Raw genomic sequence first — 22,175 nt, forward strand, 5'->3', positions numbered from 1 at the left:
TATCCATGTGGGTAACCATATGGATATGTTGTGTAAAATGTAATCATTTGTAGCCAGATTGATTATGCCTTAGACGAAATTTGTATAAAAAGAGCTCAAATCTGGTTCTTTTTATACCTTACAACCCCTCTTGTTTAGGGGTCGTTTATTCATCACAGGTTCATAATCATGTTAAATAAAAAGTGATCAATAGGTCTTAAAATTGTATTTCATTGTGTAATCTCTTTGCTCGTTATTTAAATTTAATGGATGTGTATAACTTGATATGCTGCACTTATTTTTGTGAAATTGTTGTTGCTGAATTTGCCTGATCATAGGGGCTATTTCTGAATGATCATTTTGAATATCTACCATAATAACAGCAGCGACAAATGTCTTGAAGATTTGAGTAAGATCAGGTTAAGTTGCATCTCTAAGAGTCATGTTTTGTAAAAATAATCAGGTGTGCGTAATCTGGTTTTATAAAATTTTTTATAGGTAGGAGGAACGACCTCCCTTGTCTATTTCATGCTGAAATGCACAGGAAAAATCGTCAGGACGGCCTGATTCTTAGATAAAAGAGGAGGGCTGCATGGCCTGGATTGCACTTATATTCGCAGGTGTTTTTGAAATCGTTTGGGCATATTCCATGAAATTGTCCGAAGGATTTACCCGATTAACGCCAAGTATCATCACCATTTTCTTTATGATTCTCAGCTTTGCCTTACTGGCCTATGCCATGCGTACTTTGCCATTAGGCACAGCTTACGTGATCTGGACCGGAATCGGGGCTGTGGGTTCATTTCTGATCGGGATTTTAGTTCTGGGTGAGCCGACATCGGCCATGCGTATGCTGGCTGCAGTATTGATTATTTCCGGTCTGGTGCTGATGAAAGTATCTTCTTCATAATTTGTTTCAGCCTGTCTCGGTGAACTGAGTTAAAATAGAAAATAAACTCCGCTGATCCGGGACAGGGTGTAAGCATGAACTTAAGTTATCTCTATATGGATTCTCCAGTCGGTCAGTTACGACTGGTCGCGAATGACACCGCACTAGTAGCTGTGCTTTGGGATTGTGAACAGCCGAATCGGGTGAAACTGGCGACCTTGGTGGAAGATCTGCAGCATCCGCTATTGATTGAAACCAGACGCCAGCTTCAGGAGTATTTTGCTGGTCAGCGCAATGTTTTTGACTTGCCTTTGGACTTTGCCGGAACCGATTTTCAGAAAAAAGTCTGGCAGGCTCTGCTGAATATTCCTTATGGCCAGACCCGAAGCTATCGCGATATTGCCGAGCAGGTGGGTAATGTTAAAGCAGTGCGTGCCGTGGGTGCAGCCAACGGAAAAAACCCGATTTCGATTATTGCACCCTGTCATCGGGTGATTGGCAGCAGTGGCAAGCTGGTGGGCTTCGCCGGTGGTTTGGATAAAAAAGAAATTCTGTTAAATATTGAGCGAACGCATTAAGATCGAAGTCTTAAAATAAATGAAAATTAGAATATGGAACATTCTATATTACAGATATTAAGTCCGCTCTGGTTCAGTGTATGGTGGATTTTTCTGCTGTTCTTTGGCGTGATTGTTTTTAAATTATTTAAGCCATTTTTAAGAAAAGTTAGGTGAGTTCACGGTCAGTACCCATGTCAAACGGTATTTAAAAGACCCTGAATTACATTCTACTGAATGATTTGACCCTTCCAGATGGAGCAGGTGCCACCACACAAATCGATCATCTGCTATTAAGTCCTTATGGCATCTTTGTGATTGAAACCAAAAACTATAAGGGCTGGATTTTTGCAAGCGCGCGTCAGAAACAATGGACCCAGAAAATTTATAAAAACAGTTATACATTTCAAAATCCGATTCATCAAAACTATAAACACATCAAAGTTCTGGAACAATTACTGGCTGATATTGTGGAGCTAAATCTTTTGCATTCTGTGATTGTATTTATGCCGGATGCGGTATTTAAAACACCAATGCCGAATGAGGTATTTCGGGGCGCAGCTTGGACCGATTATGTGAAAAGTTTTGATCAACAGATGATTTCTGAAACGAAATTAAAACGGATACAACTGCGTTTAGAAAAACAGCTTTTAGAAAAATTCTGGAAAAACAATCGGGAACATGTAGAAAGCTTAAAACAGCATAAGCAGCCTTAAAATGATTTATAGAATCAAAAAAAGCCTTTGAATCATTCAAAGGCTTTTGCATTTACATAGTTGAGGCTTTCAGTTTTTCGGTCATTTCAGTCAGAACTTTAATCCGCTTTACTTCATCCCATAAGGATTTGGCTTCAGGATAATGTTTCGACATCATGCCGAGCCATTGCTTGTAACGACCGACCATCCCGATCTCAGTTTTGGCGGGGCCATTGATAAAGCGAATTTGCAGTTCCAGCAATTCATTCCAGTTCATCAAAGGTGCATCTGAATTTTGGCGGATACATTGGGTCAGGTCGGGTGTGGTCACGGCACCACGGCCAATCATCAGGTCTTCGCAACCGGATTCCAGACGGCACTGTTTGGCATCGGCATTGTTCCAGATTTCACCATTGGCAATCACATTAATTTTCAGTGCTTCACGAATCGGTTGTAGCTGGTCCCAAAAAGCGGGTGGAGTATAGCCATCGGCTTTGGTGCGCGCATGAACGGTGACCCAAGACGCTCCCGCATCTTCAATAGCATGGGCATTGTCCAGCATAAAGTTGCGGTCCATATAACCCAGACGCATTTTCGCAGACACCGGAATATGCGCCGGTACTGCATCCCGCACGGCTTTGACTAACTCATGTACCACTTCGGGTTCATCCAGTAAAACGGAACCGCCGCGATGACGGTTCACGGTTTTCGCAGGACAACCAAAATTCAGGTCAATCGCCGGTGCGCCCATTGCGGCAACTTTGGCTGCATTTGCTGCCAGCATTTCCGGATTATTTCCCAGAAACTGCACATGTACCGGCGTACCCGCCGCCGTCTTGCCATCATTTAACAGTTCCGGGCAGTAACTGTGATAAACATGATCGGGCAGGATAGAGTCGGTGACACGGATAAACTCGGTCACGCACCAGTCAAAGCTACCTACGGATGTCAGCACATCACGCATAATCGGATCGGTTAAGCCTTCCATGGGAGCAAGCACAAGTTTCAACGGTGCACACCTGTAAATTTAAAACGGTGTTATACGTTTTTTTAGCCAGCCTGTCTAGGTTGGAGGGAGAATTGAAATTTGAGAACTTGAAAATTGAGCTTGTGGAATGGATATAAAAAAGCCTTTAATGTGGATTAAAGGCCTTTCACAGTGAAGCTTAAGATGGCTGATTCATATCCAGCTATTTTAGTCAGCCAGTTTTTCGACTTTCATACTCTCACGATAATACTGACAGCCCTTATACAACAAGAAGAAGCCAATCACTCCGGCAATGGCATTGACGATCGAAATAGAATTACCAACCATCATCGTGTTCTGAAAATATTTATCCGTGATCAACGCCACTGCGGTGGTTCCGATGCCTAAGGCAATCAGATTTGAAATTAGCAGAAACTTGGCAGAGACCTGGGCTCGTAACTGGTTTGGTGTCAGCATTTGCGTAGCAGCAGCGGATGCAGGAATCGGGAAAGTGGAGAAGAACATCGCCACAAAAATCAGCGCAAATGAAAGCTGCATATTATCGACCTGAGTAAACAGCACACTCGGAATAATCAGCGCCGCACAGCCAATGGCACCGGTACGAATTGCAGCATCGCTATAGCCACGCTTTGAAAAGAAGTCGATCAGCCAGCCACAGAACAGGGCACCAGAGGTATTTGCCACTAAAATAATCGTCCCAAGGATATAACCGGTTTGACTCGCATCCAGACCGAAATTACGCATGTAATAGGCAGGTGCCCAGCCCAGCAGCGAATACAGCATCATGGTGTAAAAAGAAAAGCCGATAAAATGACAGAAAAAGGTCTTTTTATGTGTCTTGATAAAACCGATCGAATTTTTGAAAGAGGCTTTAATGACCTGACCATCCTGACCGACTTTCATGCCCTTACGTGCAGGCTCACGCACCGTCAAAACCATCAGCAGGGCCAGCAATACGCCTGGTAGACCCACAATCATAAAGGTAAGTTGCCAGGTTTTTACTTCACCAATGAGCGGTAAAGCCACGAAGCTGACATCTTTTAGCAGGCCAATCACATAGCCGCCAATCAGGAAAGCTAAACCCGAACCAATAAAGGCACCAATCGCATATACCCCGAGTGCACGGCCTAATTTATCTTTGGGAAATAAATCGGCAACGATTGAATAAAAGGCAGGGGAAAGCGCAGCTTCACCGGCACCCACACTCAAACGTGCAATAAACATTTGAATAAAGTTTTTACTGAGACCACAGGCCGCTGTAGCGAGGCTCCAGAATGCAATCCCGGTCGCAATAATTTTAATCCGGGACTTTCGATCCGCCAGCGCGGCAATGGGCAGACCCATAATGGCATAAAACAAGGAGAAGGCTAGACCCTGTAACAGGCTGAACTGGGTATCGCTTAGCATTAAATCGGCTTTAATCGGTTCAATCATTAAGGATAAAATTTGACGGTCTACAAATGACAGAATGTAAGCCACCATACAAATGACCACCACATACCATTGATAGGTGCTGCTTTCCGGTGGTGGTTCAATCTGTTCAGACAGCGGCACGGCCGTTTCTGTCGGTGTAGGCTCAAAACTTTGATTGGGCGGTTGAATCGTCCTTTCAACCATGTCTATGTCTAGCGATTTATCATTCATCATGCAACATCCTGTGCTGATCGTTTGAGATATTTATTTGATACTTTTAATTTATATATTATTTTTATTTTGTATCGTATTTGATCAATCTAAAGTTTAATTGGATTGACGTCAATCTGTTTTTTAAGAATAGATACAAATAATATTTGAATCAAAAAAAAAGGAATCATAATGATTCCTTTTTTGAGTTTAAATGTTTAGCCGCGCTCAACCAGGGTCAAAATATCATAGGTTGCGACCAGTTCATTGCGCTGATTTTTGACTTTAATATCCCAGACCACCACACCATGTGGTTTCTGTGCCGGATCGCGCAGTGCTTTTGGAGTTTTCTGCTTACAGGTCAGTTCTACCTGAATGGTATCGCCAATTTTCACCGGCTCTACAAAGCGCAAGTTGTCCATGCCATAGTTGGCAATGACCGGGCCTGGAGCAGCCTCGACGAATAAACCGGCCGCGGCAGATACCACAAAGTAACCATGGGCCACGCGCTCACCAAACAGTGATTCTGCCGCAGCAATTTTGTCCATATGCGCATAAAAGTGATCACCGCTCAGGCAGCCGAAATTCACCAGATCGGCTTCGGTCACGCTACGTCGTGCAGTCAGTAAACGCTCACCGATACGCAATTCATCAAATGATTTTTTGAATGGATGCACACGGTCTTCAAAGACCTGAGCACCAGCCGTCCAGCTATGACCGACTTGGGTCATGGCATTCGGGGAACCTTGAATCGCAGTCCGTTGCATATAATGTTTCACTGCACGTAAGCCACCGAGCTCCTCACCGCCACCAGCACGTCCCGGTCCACCATGCACCAGCAAAGGTAATGGAGAACCATGTCCGGTACTTTCTTTGGCACTTTCTGCATCCAGAATATGGACACGACCATGCCATGGCGCAATTTTGCTGAGCAGTTGTTCAATATTTTCATCGGTATTGCGTACGATGGATGCTACCAGACTACCTTCGCCACGTGCCACCAGGTCAGCCAGCTGAGCCAGGTCAGTATATGGCATTAAAGTGACTACAGGTCCAAAGGCTTCAATTTTATGAATATTTTCTGCCTGAGCCGGTGCTTTGCAGACCAAGACTGTTGGTGGATAACATGCGGACTTCTCAGTATTTTGTACTTGAATCTTAAAGTCCTGACGCAAGTGACTACCGAACACAATTTCTGCATCCTGGCTGAGCTGTTCAACTTTTGCCGCGACATCATGTTTCTGTTTGACGCTGGCCAAAGCACCCATTGTCACGCCTTCCTGAGCCGGATCACCGACAACCACTTTTTTCAGTTTTTCAATCAGACGGTCTTGTACTGTATCCAGCAGCTCGGCTGGAACAAAGGCACGACGAATGGCGGTGCATTTTTGTCCGGCTTTAGTGGTCATTTCACGGAAAACTTCACGAACAAATAAATCAATCGTTTCATCATTGGCTTGCGCCGTCAAAATCGCACTATTGACCGAATCTGCTTCCATAGTGAATGGAATCGAGTAGGCATTTAAGTGTGGATGCGAACGCAGTTTTTGCCCGGTTGATGCAGAACCGGTAAAGGTGACCGTATCCTGAGGATTTAAATAATCAAACAAATCATAAACCTGTCCGCAAATGAGCTGCAATGAACCTTCTGGCAAGAAACCGCTTTCATGAATGGCTTTGACCACGGCATGGGTCAGCTCGGCACCTTCGGTCGCCGGTTTGACAATACAGGGTACGCCTGCCAGTAGCGTAGGGGCGATTTTCTCCAGCATGCCCCAGATTGGAAAGTTAAAGGCATTGATATGCACGGCAACACCGGCTTTAGGCGTCAGAATATGTTTCGCGCCAAAGCTACCTTGCTTAGAAAGAGGAATCCAGGCATCTTCGACCCATGCTGTTTCATCACTCAGTTCACGACGCACCAAACTCGAATAGGCATATAAGGTGCCAATCCCGCCTTCAATATCAATCCAGGCATCTTTACGGGTACAGCCGGTCGCCTTGGCAAGTTCATAAAAGTCTTCTTTGCGCTCCATCAAATACTGTGCCACTTGCTTCAGTGCATTGGCACGTTGATGGAAGGTCCATGTGGCGATAGTCGCGCCTTTTTGTTTGGCATACTTGACTACAGCTTGGGTATCGATGCCCTGACTGCCGACCTGATAAACCGCTTCACCGCTAATGGCATGATAAACCGTACGTAAATCGGCTTGCGCTGTGTATTCCTGGCCGTACACCAGTGAAGCTAAGCTTTTGATAGCAATAGGATTATGAGTTGATTCAGTATCTTGATAATCCATTGTGCTTGAGTTGCTGTCTAACTCTAACATGGTAAAAACTCCATTTACGATACGTTTTGAGATGTATTTTAATTTTGATGTTTCATAATTTGTGTTGAAAAAGTGAAAATGTCAATCATAAATCTGTGTTTAAAAATGATTAGGAATAAAATAAAAAATATTAAACTATATAAAACAATTATTTATTAAAAATAAGCAATAAAAATTAAATGATACCAATAAATAGATATTGATTTTAATTTTGTATCGTTTTAATTTGAATGTATCAACACTTGGGATAAGTGAGGGAACAATGAATAATCAACAACAAATCTTCGATCAAAAGATTGAAAAGGATATTTCCATCGAGCCGAAGGACTGGATGCCGGATGCTTATCGTAAGACCTTGATTCGTCAGATTGGTCAGCATGCACACTCTGAAGTGGTGGGCATGTTGCCGGAAGGCAACTGGATTACCCGTGCACCGACCTTGAAGCGTAAAGCTGTGCTGATGGCAAAAGTTCAGGACGAAGCCGGTCATGCTTTGTATCTGTACAGTGCTGCAGAAACCTTGGGTGCGGATCGTGACGACATGATGGATAAGCTGATTGCCGGTCGCATGAAATATTCTTCAATTTTTAACTATCCAACCCTGAGCTGGGCCGATGTTGCAGCGATTGGCTGGCTGGTGGATGGTGCGGCTATTGTCAATCAGGTTGCGCTGTGCCGTACGTCTTACGGTCCTTATGCCCGTGCCATGGTGCGCGTTTGTAAGGAAGAGAGTTTTCATCAGCGTCAGGGCTTTGAAGCCATGATGGAATTGGCCAATGGTACGCCGGAACAAAAGCAGATGGCACAGGATGCGGTGAACCGTTTCTGGTGGCCGGCACTGATGATGTTTGGTCCAAGTGATGATAATTCACCGAATAGTGCACAAAGCATGCAGTGGAAAATTAAATTATTCAGCAACGATGATTTACGTCAGAAATTTGTCGATAACACTGTATCGCAAGTCTTGCAGCTGGGTTTAACCGTTCCCGATCCAGACCTTAAATTCAATGAAGCAACCGGACATTATGAATTTGGTGAAATCAATTGGGATGAGTTCTTTGCGATTCTTGCAGGCAAGGGACCGTGTAACCATGAGCGTATTGAAGCACGCCGCAAAGCTTGGGAAGGCGGTAAGTGGGTACGTGATTCAGCAGCAGTCTATGCGCAAAAACAGCAGCAACAGTCAGCAGCACAAAAAGTTGCTTAAAACAGTTTGATCAATATAGGGAAATTTGCTCATGAATAACAAAAACAACTGGTCACTTTATGAAGTGTTTGTGCGTAGTAAACAGGGTCTGAGTCACCGTCATGTTGGCAGCCTGCGTGCGCCAGATGAGGAAGTCGCACTACAAAATGCCCGCGATGTATATACCCGCCGCAATGAAGGTATCAGTATCTGGGTGGTGAAATCTGAATTGATTACCTCTTCCCAGCCAGATGAAAAAGCAGAATTTTTTGAACCAGCTTTGGACAAGGTCTATCGCCATCCAACCTTTTATAACATTCCAGCTGGCATCGAGCACATGTAAAGGGAAAGGTGAAGATTATGACAAATCAAGTATTGGCAGAATTTCTTTTACATGTGGGCGACAGTCAACTGGTGTTGTCGCATCGTTTGGCAGAATGGTGTGGCCATGCCCCTGAACTGGAGCTAGATATTGCCTTAGCCAATATCGGACTGGATTTATTGGGTCAGGCACGTACCGCACTCAGTCTGGCCGGTGAAGTGGAAGGCTTGGGCCGTGATGAAGACAAGCTGGCTTATTTCCGCACCGAACGTGACTATCGTAATTTGCTGCTATGCGAACAGCCAAATGGTGACTTTGCCCAGACCTTGGTACGCCAGTGGTTGATGGATCACTATCATGCTTTATTGTTTAGTGCCTTAAGTCAAAGTCAGCATGCTGAGCTGGCGGCTTTTGCAGTGAAGTCACTCAAAGAAGTGAAATATCACCAGCGTTTTTCCACCACCTGGATGGAACGCCTAAGTCTAGGTACAGCTGAAGCGCATGAAAAAACCCAGCAAGGTTTAAACCAGTTATGGCGTTTTACTGAGGAACTTTTTGTATTGACGGCAGATGAAAAACAGCTGGTCAATAGTGGTGTCCTTCCAGATATTGAAAATTTAAAAGTCCAGTGGCTAGAAACAATTACAGCCGAATTAGCCCGATTTGAATTAAGCCTGCCAGAGCTGGGCGCTTATCGTAGTGGGGCTAAACAGGGTTTACATACAGAACATCTCGGTTTTATTTTGGCTGAACTGCAATATATGCAGCGCTCTTATCCAAACATGAACTGGTAATTCGGCACAATCACAGGGAGTGAGTCGCATGAATCTGATTCGACACGTAGAAGATCAATGTTGGGACGTTTTACAGCAGGTTTCTGATCCAGAGATTCCGGTATTGTCCGTGATTGATCTAGGTATGATTCGTGGCGTCGAGCTGAATCAGCAGGATGAAATTGTGGTGCGACTCACGCCGACCTATAGCGGCTGTCCGGCCACGGATTTATTAAAAGCAGAAATTACCCAGGCTTTTGAGGCGAACGGTTTGACCCCGGTCAAAGTTGTTGTTGATTTGTCTGAAGCTTGGACCACGGACTGGATGAGTGAATCGGGTAAACAAAAATTACAGCAATATGGTATTGCACCGCCGCAAGGCCAGTCACATAGCTGTGGTACGCATGTGGCATTGACCGATGGCATCACCTGTCCACAGTGCTTAAGTTATAACAGTAAATTATTAAGTGAATTCGGTTCGACCGCCTGTAAAGCCTTATATCAATGTCGAGACTGCTTAGAAACTTTTGACTATTTCAAATGTATTTAATGTCTGGTCTAGCGTCTGCGTGAACACAAAAAAGAAATAGCCAAAACGAAAGAGGGATTTTCAAATGAGCCAATTTATACCATTAACCATTAAATCGATTCAGCCTCAAACCGAGCAGGCGATTTGCATTGCATTTGATCTCGCACCTGAACAGTTTGATGCTTTTCAATATCAGCCGGGTCAGCACCTCACCATTCGTCATTTAACCGATGACGGCGAGCTGCGTCGTTGCTACTCGATCTGCAGTGATACCCAGGAAGATATGAGTATTGCGATTAAAAAAATTGATCAGGGTCAGTTTTCAACCTGGGCCAATGCGCATCTCAAAGCGGGCGATGTACTGGAAGTCATGCCACCGCAAGGGGTGTTCTTTCAGAAAGCAGCCAAGGCCGGTGGCCAGAATTATCTAGGGTTTGCAGCAGGCAGTGGCATTACGCCAATTTTATCGATTGTAAAATCGGTGCTAAACCGTCAAGCAGAAGCCACATTTACCTTGGTATATGGCAACCGTTCTTGGAAACAGACCATGTTTTCTGAACAGATCATGGACTTGAAAGACCGTTTTAAGGAACGTCTGCAACTGGTAAATATTTTTTCACGTGAACTGAATGACAGCGAAATCTTTAACGGTCGTATCAATGCGGATAAATTGCAGCAGCTGTTTCAGGCCAATCTGATTTCAGCCGACACAGATCACTGTTTTGCCTGTGGTCCTGAAGAAATGATGGCGGCGGTCGAAACGGTATTACCGACTTGGGGCATTCAACGCAGCAAGATTCACACTGAACGCTTCAATACGGGTACTGCACCGAAAGCAACCGCCCAGCAGATTGAAAGCCGCAGCGAAGAACGCGTCAATATCATCCTCGATGGTCGCGAGCTGATTGTTGAAGTCTCCAAACAGGATGACAGTATTTTAGATGCTGCGCTACGTGCCGGAGCCGATCTGCCTTATGCCTGTAAGGGCGGTGTTTGTGCCACCTGTAAATGTAAGGTGTTAGAGGGCCAGGTTGAAATGGCGGTGAATTACAGTCTGGAAGAAGATGAAATCCAGAAAGGCTATGTGCTCAGTTGTCAGGCACGTCCAACCACAGCCAATGTCCGACTCAGTTTTGATGAATAACAGCTGAATTTACAGCACTGAGCACAGCAGGAGTTCAAGGATGACTTACATTAAAACCAGCTCACCAAAACCCGGCGTAGTCCTGATTGAGCTGAATCGCCCGGAAAAGCGCAATGCCCTAAATAATGCGACCTTGCAAGGTATTGCAGCCTGTTTGCAGAACCTGGAAACAGATGCTGCTGTGAAAGCCGTGGTCATTACCGGAAATACGCAATGCTTTGCTGCCGGTGCTGATTTAAATGAATTGGCGCAGTTAGATGTGGTCAGCATCCAGCAGGATCAGCGGCCACTGCTTTGGAAAAAAATTGATGAATTTTCCAAGCCTGTAATCATGGCGGTGAATGGTTATGCCTTTGGTGCAGGGTTTGAACTGGCTCTACATGGTGACATGATTTTAACTGGCGACAATGCCCAGTTTGCCTTGCCTGAAATTGGTTTAGGCATGTTGCCGGGCGCCGGTGGAACACAGCGCCTTGCCCGTCTGGTCGGTCAGCAATTAACGATGCGCTGGGCCATGACCGGTGAAATGATTTCAGCACAAGCCGCATTGCAACATGGCATGAGCAGCCAGATTTGTCCGACAGGATTGACCGTGCAATACGCACTGGAACTGGCAGAAAAAATTGCCAAGCAGGCACCGCTGGCCATTCGTGCCATCAAGCAATCTTTAAAGTCGATTCATGAAGTGACTTTAAGTCAGGGATTGAAGCTCGAGCGTCAACATTTTGTCTGGCTGGCTGCGACCCAAGATCGCCAGGAAGGCATTAATGCATTTTTAGAAAAAAGAAAACCAGAATTTAGAGGTGTGTAATGGATTATCAAACAATTATTGTCGAAGAAAAAAATGCAGTGGGCTACCTGACCTTTAACCGTCCAAAACAGCTCAACAGTTTTAATGAAACCATGCATCAGGAAGTCTCTAAAGTCATCAAGGCCTGGGCCAAAGACAGCCAGATTCGTGCCGTAGTGATTTCAGCAGAAGGTCGTGGTTTCTGTGCTGGTCAGGATCTGAATGATCGTGTGGTCGATCCGAATGCCGATGCACCGGACTTAGGCCTGTCGATTGAAAAATACTACAACCCTTTGATCAAGCTGATTACCGAAATGCCTAAACCCGTGATTTGTGCGGTGAATGGTGTGGCAGCAGGGGCAGGCGCCAATATTGCCTTGGCGTGTGACATTGTGGTGGCAGCAAAATCAGCCTCATTTATTCAAGCCTTCTGCCGTCTTGGCTTGGTGCCAGATTCAGGCGGCACCTGGTTCTTGCCGCGTCTGGTTGGACGTGCCCAGGCGATGGGCCTTGCCATGCTTGGCGATAAAATTCCGGCTGAGCGCGCAGTACAACTGGGCATGATCTGGCAGGTGGTTGAAGATGAGCAATTGCAGGCAGAAGCGAAAAAACTGGCAGAGCATCTGGCGCAGCAACCGACCTATGGTCTGTCCCTGATCAAAAAAGCCATTCATGCTGCAGCCGACAATAATCTGGATGAGCAGCTTATTCTGGAACGTGACCTGCAACGTTTGGCTGGACGTTCAAGCGATTATAAAGAAGGTGTACAAGCCTTTATGCAGAAGCGTACCCCTGAATATAAAGGATGCTAAATCATGCAACAGATCAATTTAGAGCAAGTCAAAGTTGCTGTGGTCGGTGCTGGAACCATGGGGATTGGCATTGCGCAACTGGCCGCCATGCACGGGCATCCGACTTATGTGTTTGATCTCGATCGCAGCAAGGTTCAGAGTGCCTTAACTGCTTTAGAGACACAGCTCAGCAAGCGTGTACAAAATGGCAAAATGACCCAGCAATTGCTGGAGAGTACCTTCGCCAATCTGATCGTGGCAGAAGATATTCAGCAGCTTGCCGATGCGGGTTTGATTATTGAAGCCATTGTCGAAAAGAAAGAAGTGAAGCAAAACCTGTTTCAACAACTGGCTGCCATTTGCCCGGAACAGACGATTTTTGCTTCCAATACCTCATCGATTTCCATTACCGCAATTGCCTCGGCGATTCCGCATCCGGAACGGGTGATTGGGCTGCATTTCTTTAACCCGGCACCAGTCATGAAGCTGGTCGAGATTATCCGCGGACTGAAAACTTCAGCAAGGATTGCCGATGCAGTATTTGATCTGATGAAGGACTGGAACAAGGTTCCGGTACGGGCCAAATCGACGCCCGGTTTTATCGTCAATCGTGTCGCACGACCTTATTATGCCGAAGCCTTTCGCGCCTTGCAGGAAAATGCCACCACACCGGAACAGCTTGATTTCATTATGCGCGAATGTGGCCGTTTTGCCATGGGGCCATGTGAACTCACCGACCTGATTGGACAGGATGTAAATTTCTCGGTCACGCAAAGTGTCTATCAGGAGTTTTTCTATGAGCCACGCTACCGCCCATCCTTGATTCAAAAAGAACTGGTCGATGCCGGCTGTTATGGTCGCAAGTCCGGTCAGGGTTTTTATGATTACACGCAGTCCAAGCCTGCGCCTGTATATGAATTGCCAGTGTGTTATGCCAAGTCGCTGAATAAGCTCAAAGTCACGGTAAAAGGTGAATGGCTGCATTCCTTAGCCCTGATTGAACGTTTAAAACAGGCCTCTCATGTAGAACTGAGTTTTCAGGCAGCAGAACAGAATGAAATCCTGATTGGTGATCTTTCCTTGCGATTATCGCTCGGCGAATCGGTTGAACTGGCTTATCCGCATGAGCCTGTGGTGTTGATGGACTGGCATGCAGATTGGGCCAATGCTCAAGCGATTCCGGTAGTTGCATCACCCGCTTGTAGTGAAGAACAGCGCCAGGTAGTAGAGCTATTCCTCCTAGGTATGAATGTGATACCTATTTGGTCTAAGGATCATCCAGGTCTTTATGTTATACGTAGTATCGCCATGCTGGTGAATGAAGCCTGTGAAGCCGTATTTCATGATATTGCATCAGAGCAAGATATTGATTCTGCTATGAAATATGGAGTGAATTATCCTTGTGGTCCATTCGAATGGGCAGATAAAATTGGGTATTACACAATTTTACAAATTTTAGAAAATATGTATCGTATTTATGGTGAAGATCGCTATAGAACTAGTATATATTTAGCAAAGAAAGCGGTGCAGGGACAGGCACAGCAAACTCAGCAGCACCCATTACGCGTGGCTGGCTAAAAGGAATAATCATGGAACAGGTTTATATTTTTGATGGAGTTCGTACCCCGATCGGACGCTATGCCGGTGGGCTGAGCAGTATCCGTGCTGATGATCTGGCAGCGCTACCGATTCAATATCTGAAAGAGCAGCATCCGGCATTGCCATGGGCAAAACTGGATGAAGTGATCTTGGGCTGTGCCAATCAGGCCGGTGAAGATAACCGTAACGTTGCGCGTATGGCGGCTTTACTTGCAGGACTGCCTGAATCTGTTCCCGCACTTACCGTGAACCGTTTATGCGCCTCAGGTCTGGATGCGATTGGACTTGCCGCACGTGCCATCAAATCGGGTGAAGCACAGTTTATTTTGGCCGGTGGGGTAGAATCCATGAGCCGTGCGCCTTTTGTGCAGTCTAAACCGACCTCAGCGTTTAGCCGTACTCCAGAAATTTATGACACGACTATTGGTTGGCGTTTTATCAACCCAAAATTTAAAGCCCAGTTTGGCGTTGACAGCATGCCGGAAACAGCCGAAAACGTTGCTGAAAAGTATCAGATCAGTCACGCAGATCAGGACCTGTTTGCCTATCGCAGCCAGCAGAAAACCGCAGTAGCACAGCAAGAAGGTATTTTTGCCGAAGAAATTCTGCCGGTAGAGGTTAAAGGGCCAAAGAAAACTATCCTGACCATTTCCCAGGACGAGCACCCGCGCGCAGAGACGACACTGGACAATCTGGCCGCCTTAAAAACCCCATTTCGTAAAGAAGGCGGTTCGGTCACCGCCGGCAATGCTTCGGGTGTCAATGACGGGGCGGCTTGCGTATTACTTGGGAATCAGCAGTTTGCCGAGCAGTATGGTTTGCGCCCGAAAGCTAAAGTGATCGGGATGGCCAGCGCCGGTGTCGAAGCTAAATATATGGGTATTGGGCCGGTTCCAGCGGTACAGAAAGTGCTGAAACAGACTGGCCTGAGTCTGGAGCAGATGGACGTGATTGAGCTGAATGAAGCATTTGCAGCGCAATCGCTGGCCGTGATTCGTGAACTCGGCTTGCAAGACGATGATTCCAGAATTAACCCGAATGGCGGTGCCATCGCTTTGGGTCATCCGCTGGGTATGAGTGGCACCCGTTTGGTGATTACCGCCATGAAAGAATTAAAACGTCGTAATGGCAAATATGCACTCTGCACCATGTGTGTGGGTGTTGGTCAAGGTGTTGCACTGGTTTTAGAAAATATGGATTAAACACATCATTCAATCAATGAATTAAACCGTGGTCAGGAAGACTGCGTCAGGAGTAAGAATATGAATAACAATGCAATGGAAAAAATTGAAAAAGTATCGGTTGATGAGTTACGCAGTGTTCAGCTACAGCGTATGAAAAAGACGTTGCAACATGCTTATCAGAACAGTCCGGTTTATAAAAAGAAATTCGATGATGCTGGCGTGCATCCAGACGATTTTAACTCACTGGAAGACCTGGCGAAATTCCCGTTTACCACCAAACAGGATTTACGCGATAACTATCCGTTTGGTATGTTCGCTGTTCCACAGGAACAGATTGTACGTGTGCACGCATCTTCTGGCACCACCGGTCAGCCGACCGTAGTGGGTTATACCCAAAATGATATTAATGTCTGGTCAGACGTGGTGGCGCGTTCCCTGCGTGCAGCCGGCTTGAGCAGCAAAGATATCATTCAGGTGTCTTATGGTTATGGTCTGTTTACGGGCGGTCTAGGCGCGCATTATGGCGTTGAGCGTTTGGGTGCAACCGTGATTCCAATGTCTGGCGGACAAACCGATAAACAGGCGCAACTGATTCATGACTTTAAACCGACAGCACTGATGGTTACGCCATCTTACTGCCTGAACATTATTGAAGCGCTTGAGAAGAAATTTGGCACAGCCAAAAACTGTTCGATTAAAACCGGCGTCTTTGGTGCAGAGCCATGGACCAATGAAATGCGCAAGGAAATTGAAGAGCGTCTGGGCATTGATGCCCTAGATATTTATGGTCTGTCAGAAGTCATGGGACCGGGCGTGGCGATGGAATGTCTAGAATCTAAAGATGGCCCAACCATCTGGGAAGATCATTTCTATCCTGAAATTATCCATCCGGAAACTGGCGAAGTGCTGCCAGATGGCGAACTGGGTGAACTGGTCTTTACCACCATTACTAAAGAAGGCATGCCGGTAATCCGTTATCGTACCCGTGACCTGACCCGTTTATTGCCAGGCACGGCACGCACCATGCGCCGTATGGACAAGATTGTCGGCCGTAGTGATGACATGATGATTATTCGTGGGGTCAATGTCTTCCCATCACAGATTGAAGAGCAGATTTTACAGATCCAGCAACTGATTCCGAACTATCAGATCCAGATTTGCAAACAGGGACATCTGGATACATTGCATATCCGTACCGAAATGCGTAAAGATAGCAGTGACATTATGGCGCACCAGCTGGCAACTCAGCTGAAAAGCCAGATTAAAACCATGGTCGGAATCACCGTAAGTGTCGAAGTGTTACCTGAAGGGAGTCTGCCACGCTCTGAAGGCAAGGCACAGCGCGTGTTTGATATCCGCAAGTCTGCATGAAGTACTACTGGATGATGACTAAATGGTCTATCATCCAGTTTCTACAAGGTAAAGTTAAGCGTAATGAATCCGAAATTAAAACAAATCATTGATGACTTTATTCAAAATGAAGCACTCAGCGGAACCTCATTAATCATGACCATCTTCGGTGACTGTATTTTTCATCGCGGTGGCATTATCAGTCTGGCCAGCCTGATCCAGCTCATGGATGTCTTCGGCTTTAATGAACGTTCAGTAAGAACTGCTGTATTTCGTCTGGTACAAAATGGCTGGCTGTTCTCGGAAAAAATTGGCCGCACCAGTTATTACCGTGTGACCGAAAGCAGCCGCCAGCGTTTTATTATGGCGGATCAAAAAATTTACAGTTTTCAGCACACCGAATGGGATCAGAAATGGGATCTGGTGCTGCTCAGTTCGGTGGAATTGGAAAATAAACTGGTTCTGAAAAAAGAGCTGGAATGGCTGGGCTTTGCCAATATTGCTACCAATGTCATGGCCTATCCGGGCTGTGATCATCAGAAACTGCAAAACCTGCTGCTGAACCTGAAAATGACCGATCAGGTGGTGGTGTTTAAGGCCGAAACCTTGCAGCTCTGGCAGGAATCCTATCCAACTGTGAAGCGTATGGTTGCTACCAACTGGCCGGTGCAGGAATTACATCAGCGTTATGAAAAATTTATCACCGATTTTCGGGAATTTTTTCATCTGGTGGAACAGGAAGATGAGCTAGATCCGCTACAGGCATTTCAGTTGCGTATTTTGCTGATTCATCAATTCCGCCGGATTTTATTAAAAGATCCGAATCTGCCTTTTGAGTTATTGCCATCTAACTGGCTTTCCCTGAATGCCCGTAATCTGAGCAGCAATTTATATCAAACTGTGGTTGCAGCAGGTGATGAATTCTTTATAGAAATCGCGCGGACTTCGGAAGGTTCGATGCCGCCAGTACATCCACAATTTTATAAACGTTTTGGCGGTTTGCGACTAGAAGCCGTCAGTTAATCTAATTCTGCATTTTTAAAGGAATAAAATAATGCCGTGTTATGCCATTGATGGTGTGATTCCTGTGGTCAGCCCTCGTGCTTATGTGCATCCGCAAGCCGTTCTGATCGGGGATGTGGTGATTGAAGAAGGTGTATATATCGGGCCTTTTGCTACTTTAAGAGCCGACTTTGGCGGGATTCATATCCAGAAAAATGCCAATGTTCAGGATTCCTGTACCATTCATGGCTTTCCCGGTAGCGTCACGCTAGTCGAAGAATATGGCCATATCGGACATGGCGCGATTTTACATGGTTGTATCATTCGCAAAAATGTACTGGTCGGCATGAACAGCGTGATTCTGGATGAAGCCGAAATTGGTGAAAATACCATTATCGGTGCTAATAGCACGGTTAAAGCCAAAGCTCAAATTCCGGAAAATTCACTGGTGCTCGGTAGTCCGGCGCGGGTCATTCGTCCTCTGGATGCCAAAGAAATTTCCTGGAAAAGCAAAGGGACGCAGGAATATATTCAGCTGACAGAGCGCTGCTTGTCCTCGATGCAGGAAGTTGAACCGTTGTCTGAAGATTCAGCAGATCGCCTGAACTATCAGGCCTTTGATGCGGAATATCAAATTAAAAAGAATCATTAATTTAGCACTTGGCTGATGATTGTATCAGCCAAGTTTTTTATTTCATTTATAAAAATTATAAACGGCGACATTGACCTTCTTTGTCACCATTGACCCGGTTATTGCCACCGATCGGTTGAATTAGATTGGATTCGCATTGCAGATTACCGTCCACCACATTGTCATTTACAGTAATTTTTTGGGTATTCTTTTTCAGCTGGATATCACCCTCTACCTGATTGGCAGTGAGCTGAATCGTCTGACCGCCTTCTAGCTGGATATTGCCGTCAATCCGATTATGTTGTGCCAGAACCGAGCTAAAACGTCCTTTCGATTCCAGATTGCCATCAATCGCAGTATTTGAAATTACTGCTTGAGCACCCTGATACAACATGACATTGCCTTTAATGGTGGCATTATCAATCTGACAGTTTTGGCTGATACTGACATTATCATCAATCGTGCGATCTTTAATGCTACCGTGACAGTGATAATCTGCGAAACTTGCGCTTGATAAACAAAGTAGTGCTAAACTTGAAAGTAATTTTATCATCATGATCCTTGGTGTATTTTTAATGCACTTTAACCATAATTTTTGAATATGACATTTTGATGACGGCACTCAAACGTAGTGTGGGCTTTAGGTTAGCGTATGTTAACGTACCAAAATCATTTCCAGCACGAATTTAGAACCAATAAAACCCAGTGCCAGCAAACCAAAACCGAGTAGGGTAAAGCGCACGGCTTTCTGGCCACGCCAGCCAAACTTCCAGTGTCCGATTAATAGTGAACCATAAACCAGCCAGGAAATAATACTGAACGCAGTTTTATGTGCCAGATGTTGGGCGAAGAAATTATCGATGGTGAAAAAGCCAAAGCTCAAAGCGAGGGTAAGTAAAACAAAACCGGTCATCAGCATATCAAACAGGAGTGATTCCATGTCTTGATAAGAAGGCAACAAACTGACCCAAACCCGGCGTTTTGCTTCTTTTTCAGCTCGCGATCCTGAAGTCGCAAGATCACGGCCTGAATGGTCGCCATGTAGATGAAGGATATAAAAATCTACCATTTCCCTTTCAGGAAATTACGATTCAGCCACCGGTATTACAGGTTGAATGGAACTTTTATCAGTTAATTGGTTATATGAGTACCTGGTCAGCCGTGAAAGCTGCCACTAAAGCACTCGGACATAATCCATTGGATGTACTGGCAGATGCTTTATTGCCAGAATGGGAAGATCCAGAATTGCCTAGAGTCATTCGCTGGCCATTATCAGTGCGTGCGGGGCGTATAATCCTTTAAAGAATACTCAAGCTAAAGCCTTTTCATTGAACAATGAATTGAATATTTCAAGGCTCAGAATTATCGCCCCAAGATCATTTCCAGCACGAATTTAGAACCAATAAAACCCAGTGCCAGCAAACCAAAACCGAGTAGGGTAAAGCGCACGGCTTTCTGGCCACGCCAGCCAAACTTCCAGTGTCCGATTAATAGTGAACCATAAACCAGCCAGGAAATAATACTGAACGCAGTTTTATGTGCCAGATGTTGGGCGAAGAAATTATCGATGGTGAAAAAGCCAAAGCTCAAAGCGAGGGTAAGTAAAACAAAACCGGTCATCAGCATATCAAACAGGAGTGATTCCATGTCTTGATAAGAAGGCAACAAACTGACCCAAACCCGGCGTTTTTGCTTCTTTTTCAGCTCGCGATCCTGAAGTCGCAAGATCACGGCCTGAATGGTCGCCATGAGCAATACGGCATAAGCAGATAAAGACAGGATAATATGAATATCCAGACCCAAAGAGTTTTGTGCGATGATTTTTGCAGGCTGAGTAAAGACAAAACCGAGGATCAAACCTGTGGCAGCTACTGGAATTCCGATCAGATTTAGGGCAATAATTGGACGATAAGTACTGTAAATAATGCTGAGTAATAGCATTAGACCGGAAGTAAAGGAAAACAGGGCAAAGACATCATAATTGATGCCCAGCGGGGTGTGCATATCACCATACAAGACCAGCGCATGCAAGCCCAGTCCAAGCAGGGCAGTTAGCGATACAAACCATTGATTAGGAGCACGTTTAGACATTAAATGAATGAACAGATACCAGAAGGAAGCGGTATAAGCGACTAATGCTAAGATCGTATAAACCAAGGGGAGGCTAACCATGTCAAACCTTTTTAAGGGTGATGAATATTCATTTATATAAATTCGCTGCGAACTACAGTATCCTATAGCATTCTATGCATAAATTTTCTATTTTAAGAAACAATTTTTTGCTCATGGCTATTTTAAGCGGATTTTGCAATGTTTGATACCTTAACAGAACGACTCACGCAGAGTTTAAGAAATGTTACTGGCTCAGGGCAGCTAACCGAAGACAATATTAAAGATACGTTACGTGAAGTGCGTATGGCGCTTCTTGAGGCCGATGTTGCGTTACCTGTAACTCGTGAATTCATCGCGAAAGTTAAGGAAGAAGCATTAGGCCAGGAAGTGATGACTCAGTTATCTCCTGGGCAGGCTTTTGTCAAAATCGTTCATGACGAATTGACCAAAATGATGGGCGAGGCCAATGAAAGCCTCGACCTCGCTGCAAAACCACCTGTGGTTGTCCTGCTGGCAGGCCTGCAGGGTGCAGGTAAAACAACAACTGCAGCGAAACTTGCACGCTTCTTACAAGAACGTCAAAAGAAAAAAGTCGCGATGGTCTCTGCCGACGTATATCGTCCGGCTGCGATCAAACAGTTACAGACTGTCGCGGGTGAAGTCGGTGCGATTTTCCTGGAATCCAGCGCAGACGAGAAACCAATTACGATTGTAAACCGTGCGATTGAACAGGCAAAAATCCAGTTTGCCGATGTGCTGATTGTCGATACGGCAGGCCGTTTGCATATCGATGATGACATGATGGGTGAAATCAAAGAGCTGCATGCAGCGATTAACCCGACTGAAACCCTGTTCGTGGTCGATGCCATGACCGGTCAGGATGCGGCAAACACCGCCAAAGCGTTCAACGATGCCTTGCCTTTAACTGGTGTGATCCTGACCAAAACTGATGGTGATGCGCGCGGTGGTGCGGCACTGTCAGTACGTGCGATTACCGGCAAGCCAATCAAGTTCCTCGGTATGGGTGAGAAACTCGATGCCTTGGAGCCATTCCATCCTGAGCGTGTCGCACAGCGTATTCTCGGTATGGGTGATGTACTTTCTTTGGTCGAAGAACTTGAGCGTAAGGTCGACAAAGAAAAAGCCGAAAAAATGGCGAAAAAACTGCAAAAAGGCGGCAGCTTCAACTTTGAAGATATGCTGATGCAGTTTGAGCAGATGAACAAGATGGGCGGCATGATGGGCTTCCTGGACAAACTTCCTGGCATGAGCAATGCCGGTCTGCAAGATGCGTTGGCCCAGGCCAATCCTGAAAAGCAGGTCAAGAAAATGGAAGCGATTATCCAGTCGATGACCATCAAAGAGCGCCGTAATCCAGACTTGATGAACCCAAGCCGTAAAAAACGTATCGCAGCAGGTTGTGGTATGGAAGTGGCGGAAGTCAACAAGTTGATTAAACAACATGCGCAAATGGCCAAGATGATGAAGAAGTTTGCCAATCCGTCAGGTATGGCAAAAATGATGAAATCACTCGGTGGTTTGCAGAAACAGTTTGGCGGCGGTGGCGGCATGGGCCCACTGTTCGGCGGCAATGACAAGAAATAAGATTCTGATTTAAAAAAGGCGCGAAATGCGCCTTTTTTATTATGTATCAATCAGAAAACCGGTTTAAACAAAACAACATTTACTTACCCAAAATAA

The 22,175-nt window shown here is 45.5% G+C and carries 20 protein-coding genes and 3 pseudogenes; 17 read left to right on the forward strand and 6 right to left on the reverse strand.

Annotated features, from left to right (window positions below; genetic code table 11):
* The first annotated feature begins 571 nt into the window (after nucleotides 1-571).
* The 3 genes and pseudogenes from sugE (at nucleotide 572) to FTT73_RS08535 (ending at nucleotide 2,141) form a co-directional block, all read left to right on the forward strand.
* Complete coding sequence (gene sugE, locus FTT73_RS08525) at nucleotides 572-889, forward strand: quaternary ammonium compound efflux SMR transporter SugE (protein ID WP_005095886.1); 318 nt, start codon at nucleotides 572-574, stop codon at nucleotides 887-889.
* A 74-nt stretch (nucleotides 890-963) separates the two neighbouring features.
* Entirely contained in the window at nucleotides 964-1,446 is a 483-nt protein-coding gene (locus FTT73_RS08530; RefSeq protein WP_100328961.1) for a methylated-DNA--[protein]-cysteine S-methyltransferase, read from the forward strand.
* Between the two features lie 33 nt (nucleotides 1,447-1,479).
* A pseudogene (locus FTT73_RS08535) lies at nucleotides 1,480-2,141 on the forward strand (nuclease-related domain-containing protein).
* A 52-nt stretch (nucleotides 2,142-2,193) separates the two neighbouring features.
* Here FTT73_RS08535 and FTT73_RS08540 read toward each other — a convergent pair.
* The 3 genes from FTT73_RS08540 to paaZ form a co-directional block, all read right to left on the reverse strand.
* Nucleotides 2,194-3,129: a tRNA-dihydrouridine synthase gene (locus tag FTT73_RS08540; RefSeq protein WP_180078464.1), complete on the reverse strand. Its 936-nt coding sequence runs from the start codon at nucleotides 3,127-3,129 to the stop codon at nucleotides 2,194-2,196.
* 186 nt (nucleotides 3,130-3,315) lie between these two features.
* Nucleotides 3,316-4,755 (reverse strand): MFS transporter, encoded by a 1,440-nt coding sequence (locus tag FTT73_RS08545; RefSeq protein WP_005095892.1) that lies wholly within the window; start codon nucleotides 4,753-4,755, stop codon nucleotides 3,316-3,318.
* Between the two features lie 194 nt (nucleotides 4,756-4,949).
* Nucleotides 4,950-7,061 (reverse strand): phenylacetic acid degradation bifunctional protein PaaZ, encoded by a 2,112-nt coding sequence (gene paaZ, locus FTT73_RS08550; RefSeq protein WP_180191285.1) that lies wholly within the window; start codon nucleotides 7,059-7,061, stop codon nucleotides 4,950-4,952.
* Between the two features lie 262 nt (nucleotides 7,062-7,323).
* Between paaZ and paaA the strand changes: the two genes are divergently transcribed.
* The 12 genes from paaA to FTT73_RS08610 all read left to right on the forward strand — a co-directional run bounded on the left by paaA (nucleotide 7,324) and on the right by FTT73_RS08610 (nucleotide 18,383).
* Nucleotides 7,324-8,268, forward strand: coding sequence for a 1,2-phenylacetyl-CoA epoxidase subunit PaaA (paaA, locus tag FTT73_RS08555; RefSeq protein WP_100328957.1), 945 nt, complete (start codon nucleotides 7,324-7,326; stop codon nucleotides 8,266-8,268).
* A gap of 31 nt (nucleotides 8,269-8,299) precedes the next feature.
* A complete protein-coding gene (paaB, locus tag FTT73_RS08560; protein WP_004279183.1) occupies nucleotides 8,300-8,590 on the forward strand; it encodes a 1,2-phenylacetyl-CoA epoxidase subunit PaaB in 291 nt (96 codons plus the stop codon).
* Nucleotides 8,591-8,607: 17 nt separating this feature from the next.
* Complete coding sequence (gene paaC / locus FTT73_RS08565; protein WP_180076395.1) at nucleotides 8,608-9,363, forward strand: 1,2-phenylacetyl-CoA epoxidase subunit PaaC; 756 nt, start codon at nucleotides 8,608-8,610, stop codon at nucleotides 9,361-9,363.
* Between the two features lie 28 nt (nucleotides 9,364-9,391).
* A complete protein-coding gene (gene paaD / locus FTT73_RS08570; protein WP_180078468.1) occupies nucleotides 9,392-9,892 on the forward strand; it encodes a 1,2-phenylacetyl-CoA epoxidase subunit PaaD in 501 nt (166 codons plus the stop codon).
* Nucleotides 9,893-9,956: 64 nt separating this feature from the next.
* Complete coding sequence (locus tag FTT73_RS08575; protein ID WP_180078470.1) at nucleotides 9,957-11,015, forward strand: 2Fe-2S iron-sulfur cluster-binding protein; 1,059 nt, start codon at nucleotides 9,957-9,959, stop codon at nucleotides 11,013-11,015.
* A gap of 40 nt (nucleotides 11,016-11,055) precedes the next feature.
* Nucleotides 11,056-11,826, forward strand: coding sequence for an enoyl-CoA hydratase-related protein (locus FTT73_RS08580; protein ID WP_180078472.1), 771 nt, complete (start codon nucleotides 11,056-11,058; stop codon nucleotides 11,824-11,826).
* Complete coding sequence (gene paaG / locus FTT73_RS08585; protein ID WP_005247159.1) at nucleotides 11,826-12,617, forward strand: 2-(1,2-epoxy-1,2-dihydrophenyl)acetyl-CoA isomerase PaaG; 792 nt, start codon at nucleotides 11,826-11,828, stop codon at nucleotides 12,615-12,617. Before FTT73_RS08580 ends, paaG begins: the two co-directional genes overlap by 1 nt.
* A 3-nt stretch (nucleotides 12,618-12,620) precedes the next feature.
* On the forward strand, nucleotides 12,621-14,174 hold the full coding sequence (locus FTT73_RS08590; RefSeq protein WP_180191286.1) for a 3-hydroxyacyl-CoA dehydrogenase: 1,554 nt from the start codon (nucleotides 12,621-12,623) through the stop codon (nucleotides 14,172-14,174).
* Nucleotides 14,175-14,185: 11 nt separating this feature from the next.
* Nucleotides 14,186-15,397, forward strand: coding sequence for a 3-oxoadipyl-CoA thiolase (gene pcaF, locus FTT73_RS08595; RefSeq protein WP_180191287.1), 1,212 nt, complete (start codon nucleotides 14,186-14,188; stop codon nucleotides 15,395-15,397).
* A 60-nt stretch (nucleotides 15,398-15,457) separates the two neighbouring features.
* Entirely contained in the window at nucleotides 15,458-16,750 is a 1,293-nt protein-coding gene (gene paaK, locus FTT73_RS08600; RefSeq protein WP_004279191.1) for a phenylacetate--CoA ligase PaaK, read from the forward strand.
* 63 nt (nucleotides 16,751-16,813) lie between these two features.
* The gene (locus tag FTT73_RS08605; RefSeq protein ID WP_180191288.1) at nucleotides 16,814-17,752 is read left to right on the forward strand and encodes a PaaX family transcriptional regulator C-terminal domain-containing protein; all 939 of its coding nucleotides are present in this window, start codon (nucleotides 16,814-16,816) and stop codon (nucleotides 17,750-17,752) included.
* Nucleotides 17,753-17,783: 31 nt separating this feature from the next.
* Nucleotides 17,784-18,383 (forward strand): DapH/DapD/GlmU-related protein, encoded by a 600-nt coding sequence (locus FTT73_RS08610; RefSeq protein WP_180076402.1) that lies wholly within the window; start codon nucleotides 17,784-17,786, stop codon nucleotides 18,381-18,383.
* 55 nt (nucleotides 18,384-18,438) lie between these two features.
* Here FTT73_RS08610 and FTT73_RS08615 read toward each other — a convergent pair whose 3' ends face one another.
* Nucleotides 18,439-18,915, reverse strand: a complete 477-nt coding sequence (locus FTT73_RS08615; RefSeq protein WP_180076419.1) for a hypothetical protein — start codon at nucleotides 18,913-18,915, stop codon at nucleotides 18,439-18,441.
* A gap of 102 nt (nucleotides 18,916-19,017) precedes the next feature.
* A pseudogene (locus tag FTT73_RS08620) lies at nucleotides 19,018-19,409 on the reverse strand (inner membrane protein YpjD); the annotation flags it as partial.
* Between FTT73_RS08620 and FTT73_RS16495 the strand changes: the two are divergent.
* A pseudogene (locus FTT73_RS16495) lies at nucleotides 19,398-19,664 on the forward strand (class I SAM-dependent methyltransferase); the annotation flags it as partial. The pseudogenes FTT73_RS08620 and FTT73_RS16495 sit on opposite strands and share 12 nt — an antisense overlap.
* A gap of 60 nt (nucleotides 19,665-19,724) precedes the next feature.
* On the opposite strand, the gene FTT73_RS08630 reads toward FTT73_RS16495, so the two are convergent.
* Nucleotides 19,725-20,534 (reverse strand): inner membrane protein YpjD, encoded by an 810-nt coding sequence (locus tag FTT73_RS08630; RefSeq protein ID WP_180191289.1) that lies wholly within the window; start codon nucleotides 20,532-20,534, stop codon nucleotides 19,725-19,727.
* A 138-nt stretch (nucleotides 20,535-20,672) separates the two neighbouring features.
* Here FTT73_RS08630 and ffh point away from each other — a divergent pair, with 138 nt between their 5' ends.
* Nucleotides 20,673-22,079: a signal recognition particle protein gene (gene ffh, locus FTT73_RS08635; RefSeq protein WP_004279196.1), complete on the forward strand. Its 1,407-nt coding sequence runs from the start codon at nucleotides 20,673-20,675 to the stop codon at nucleotides 22,077-22,079.
* The last annotated feature ends 96 nt before the right edge of the window (nucleotides 22,080-22,175 follow it).

The organism is Acinetobacter sp. YH01006 (genome assembly GCF_013420445.1).
Lineage (GTDB): Bacteria > Pseudomonadota > Gammaproteobacteria > Pseudomonadales > Moraxellaceae > Acinetobacter > Acinetobacter pseudolwoffii.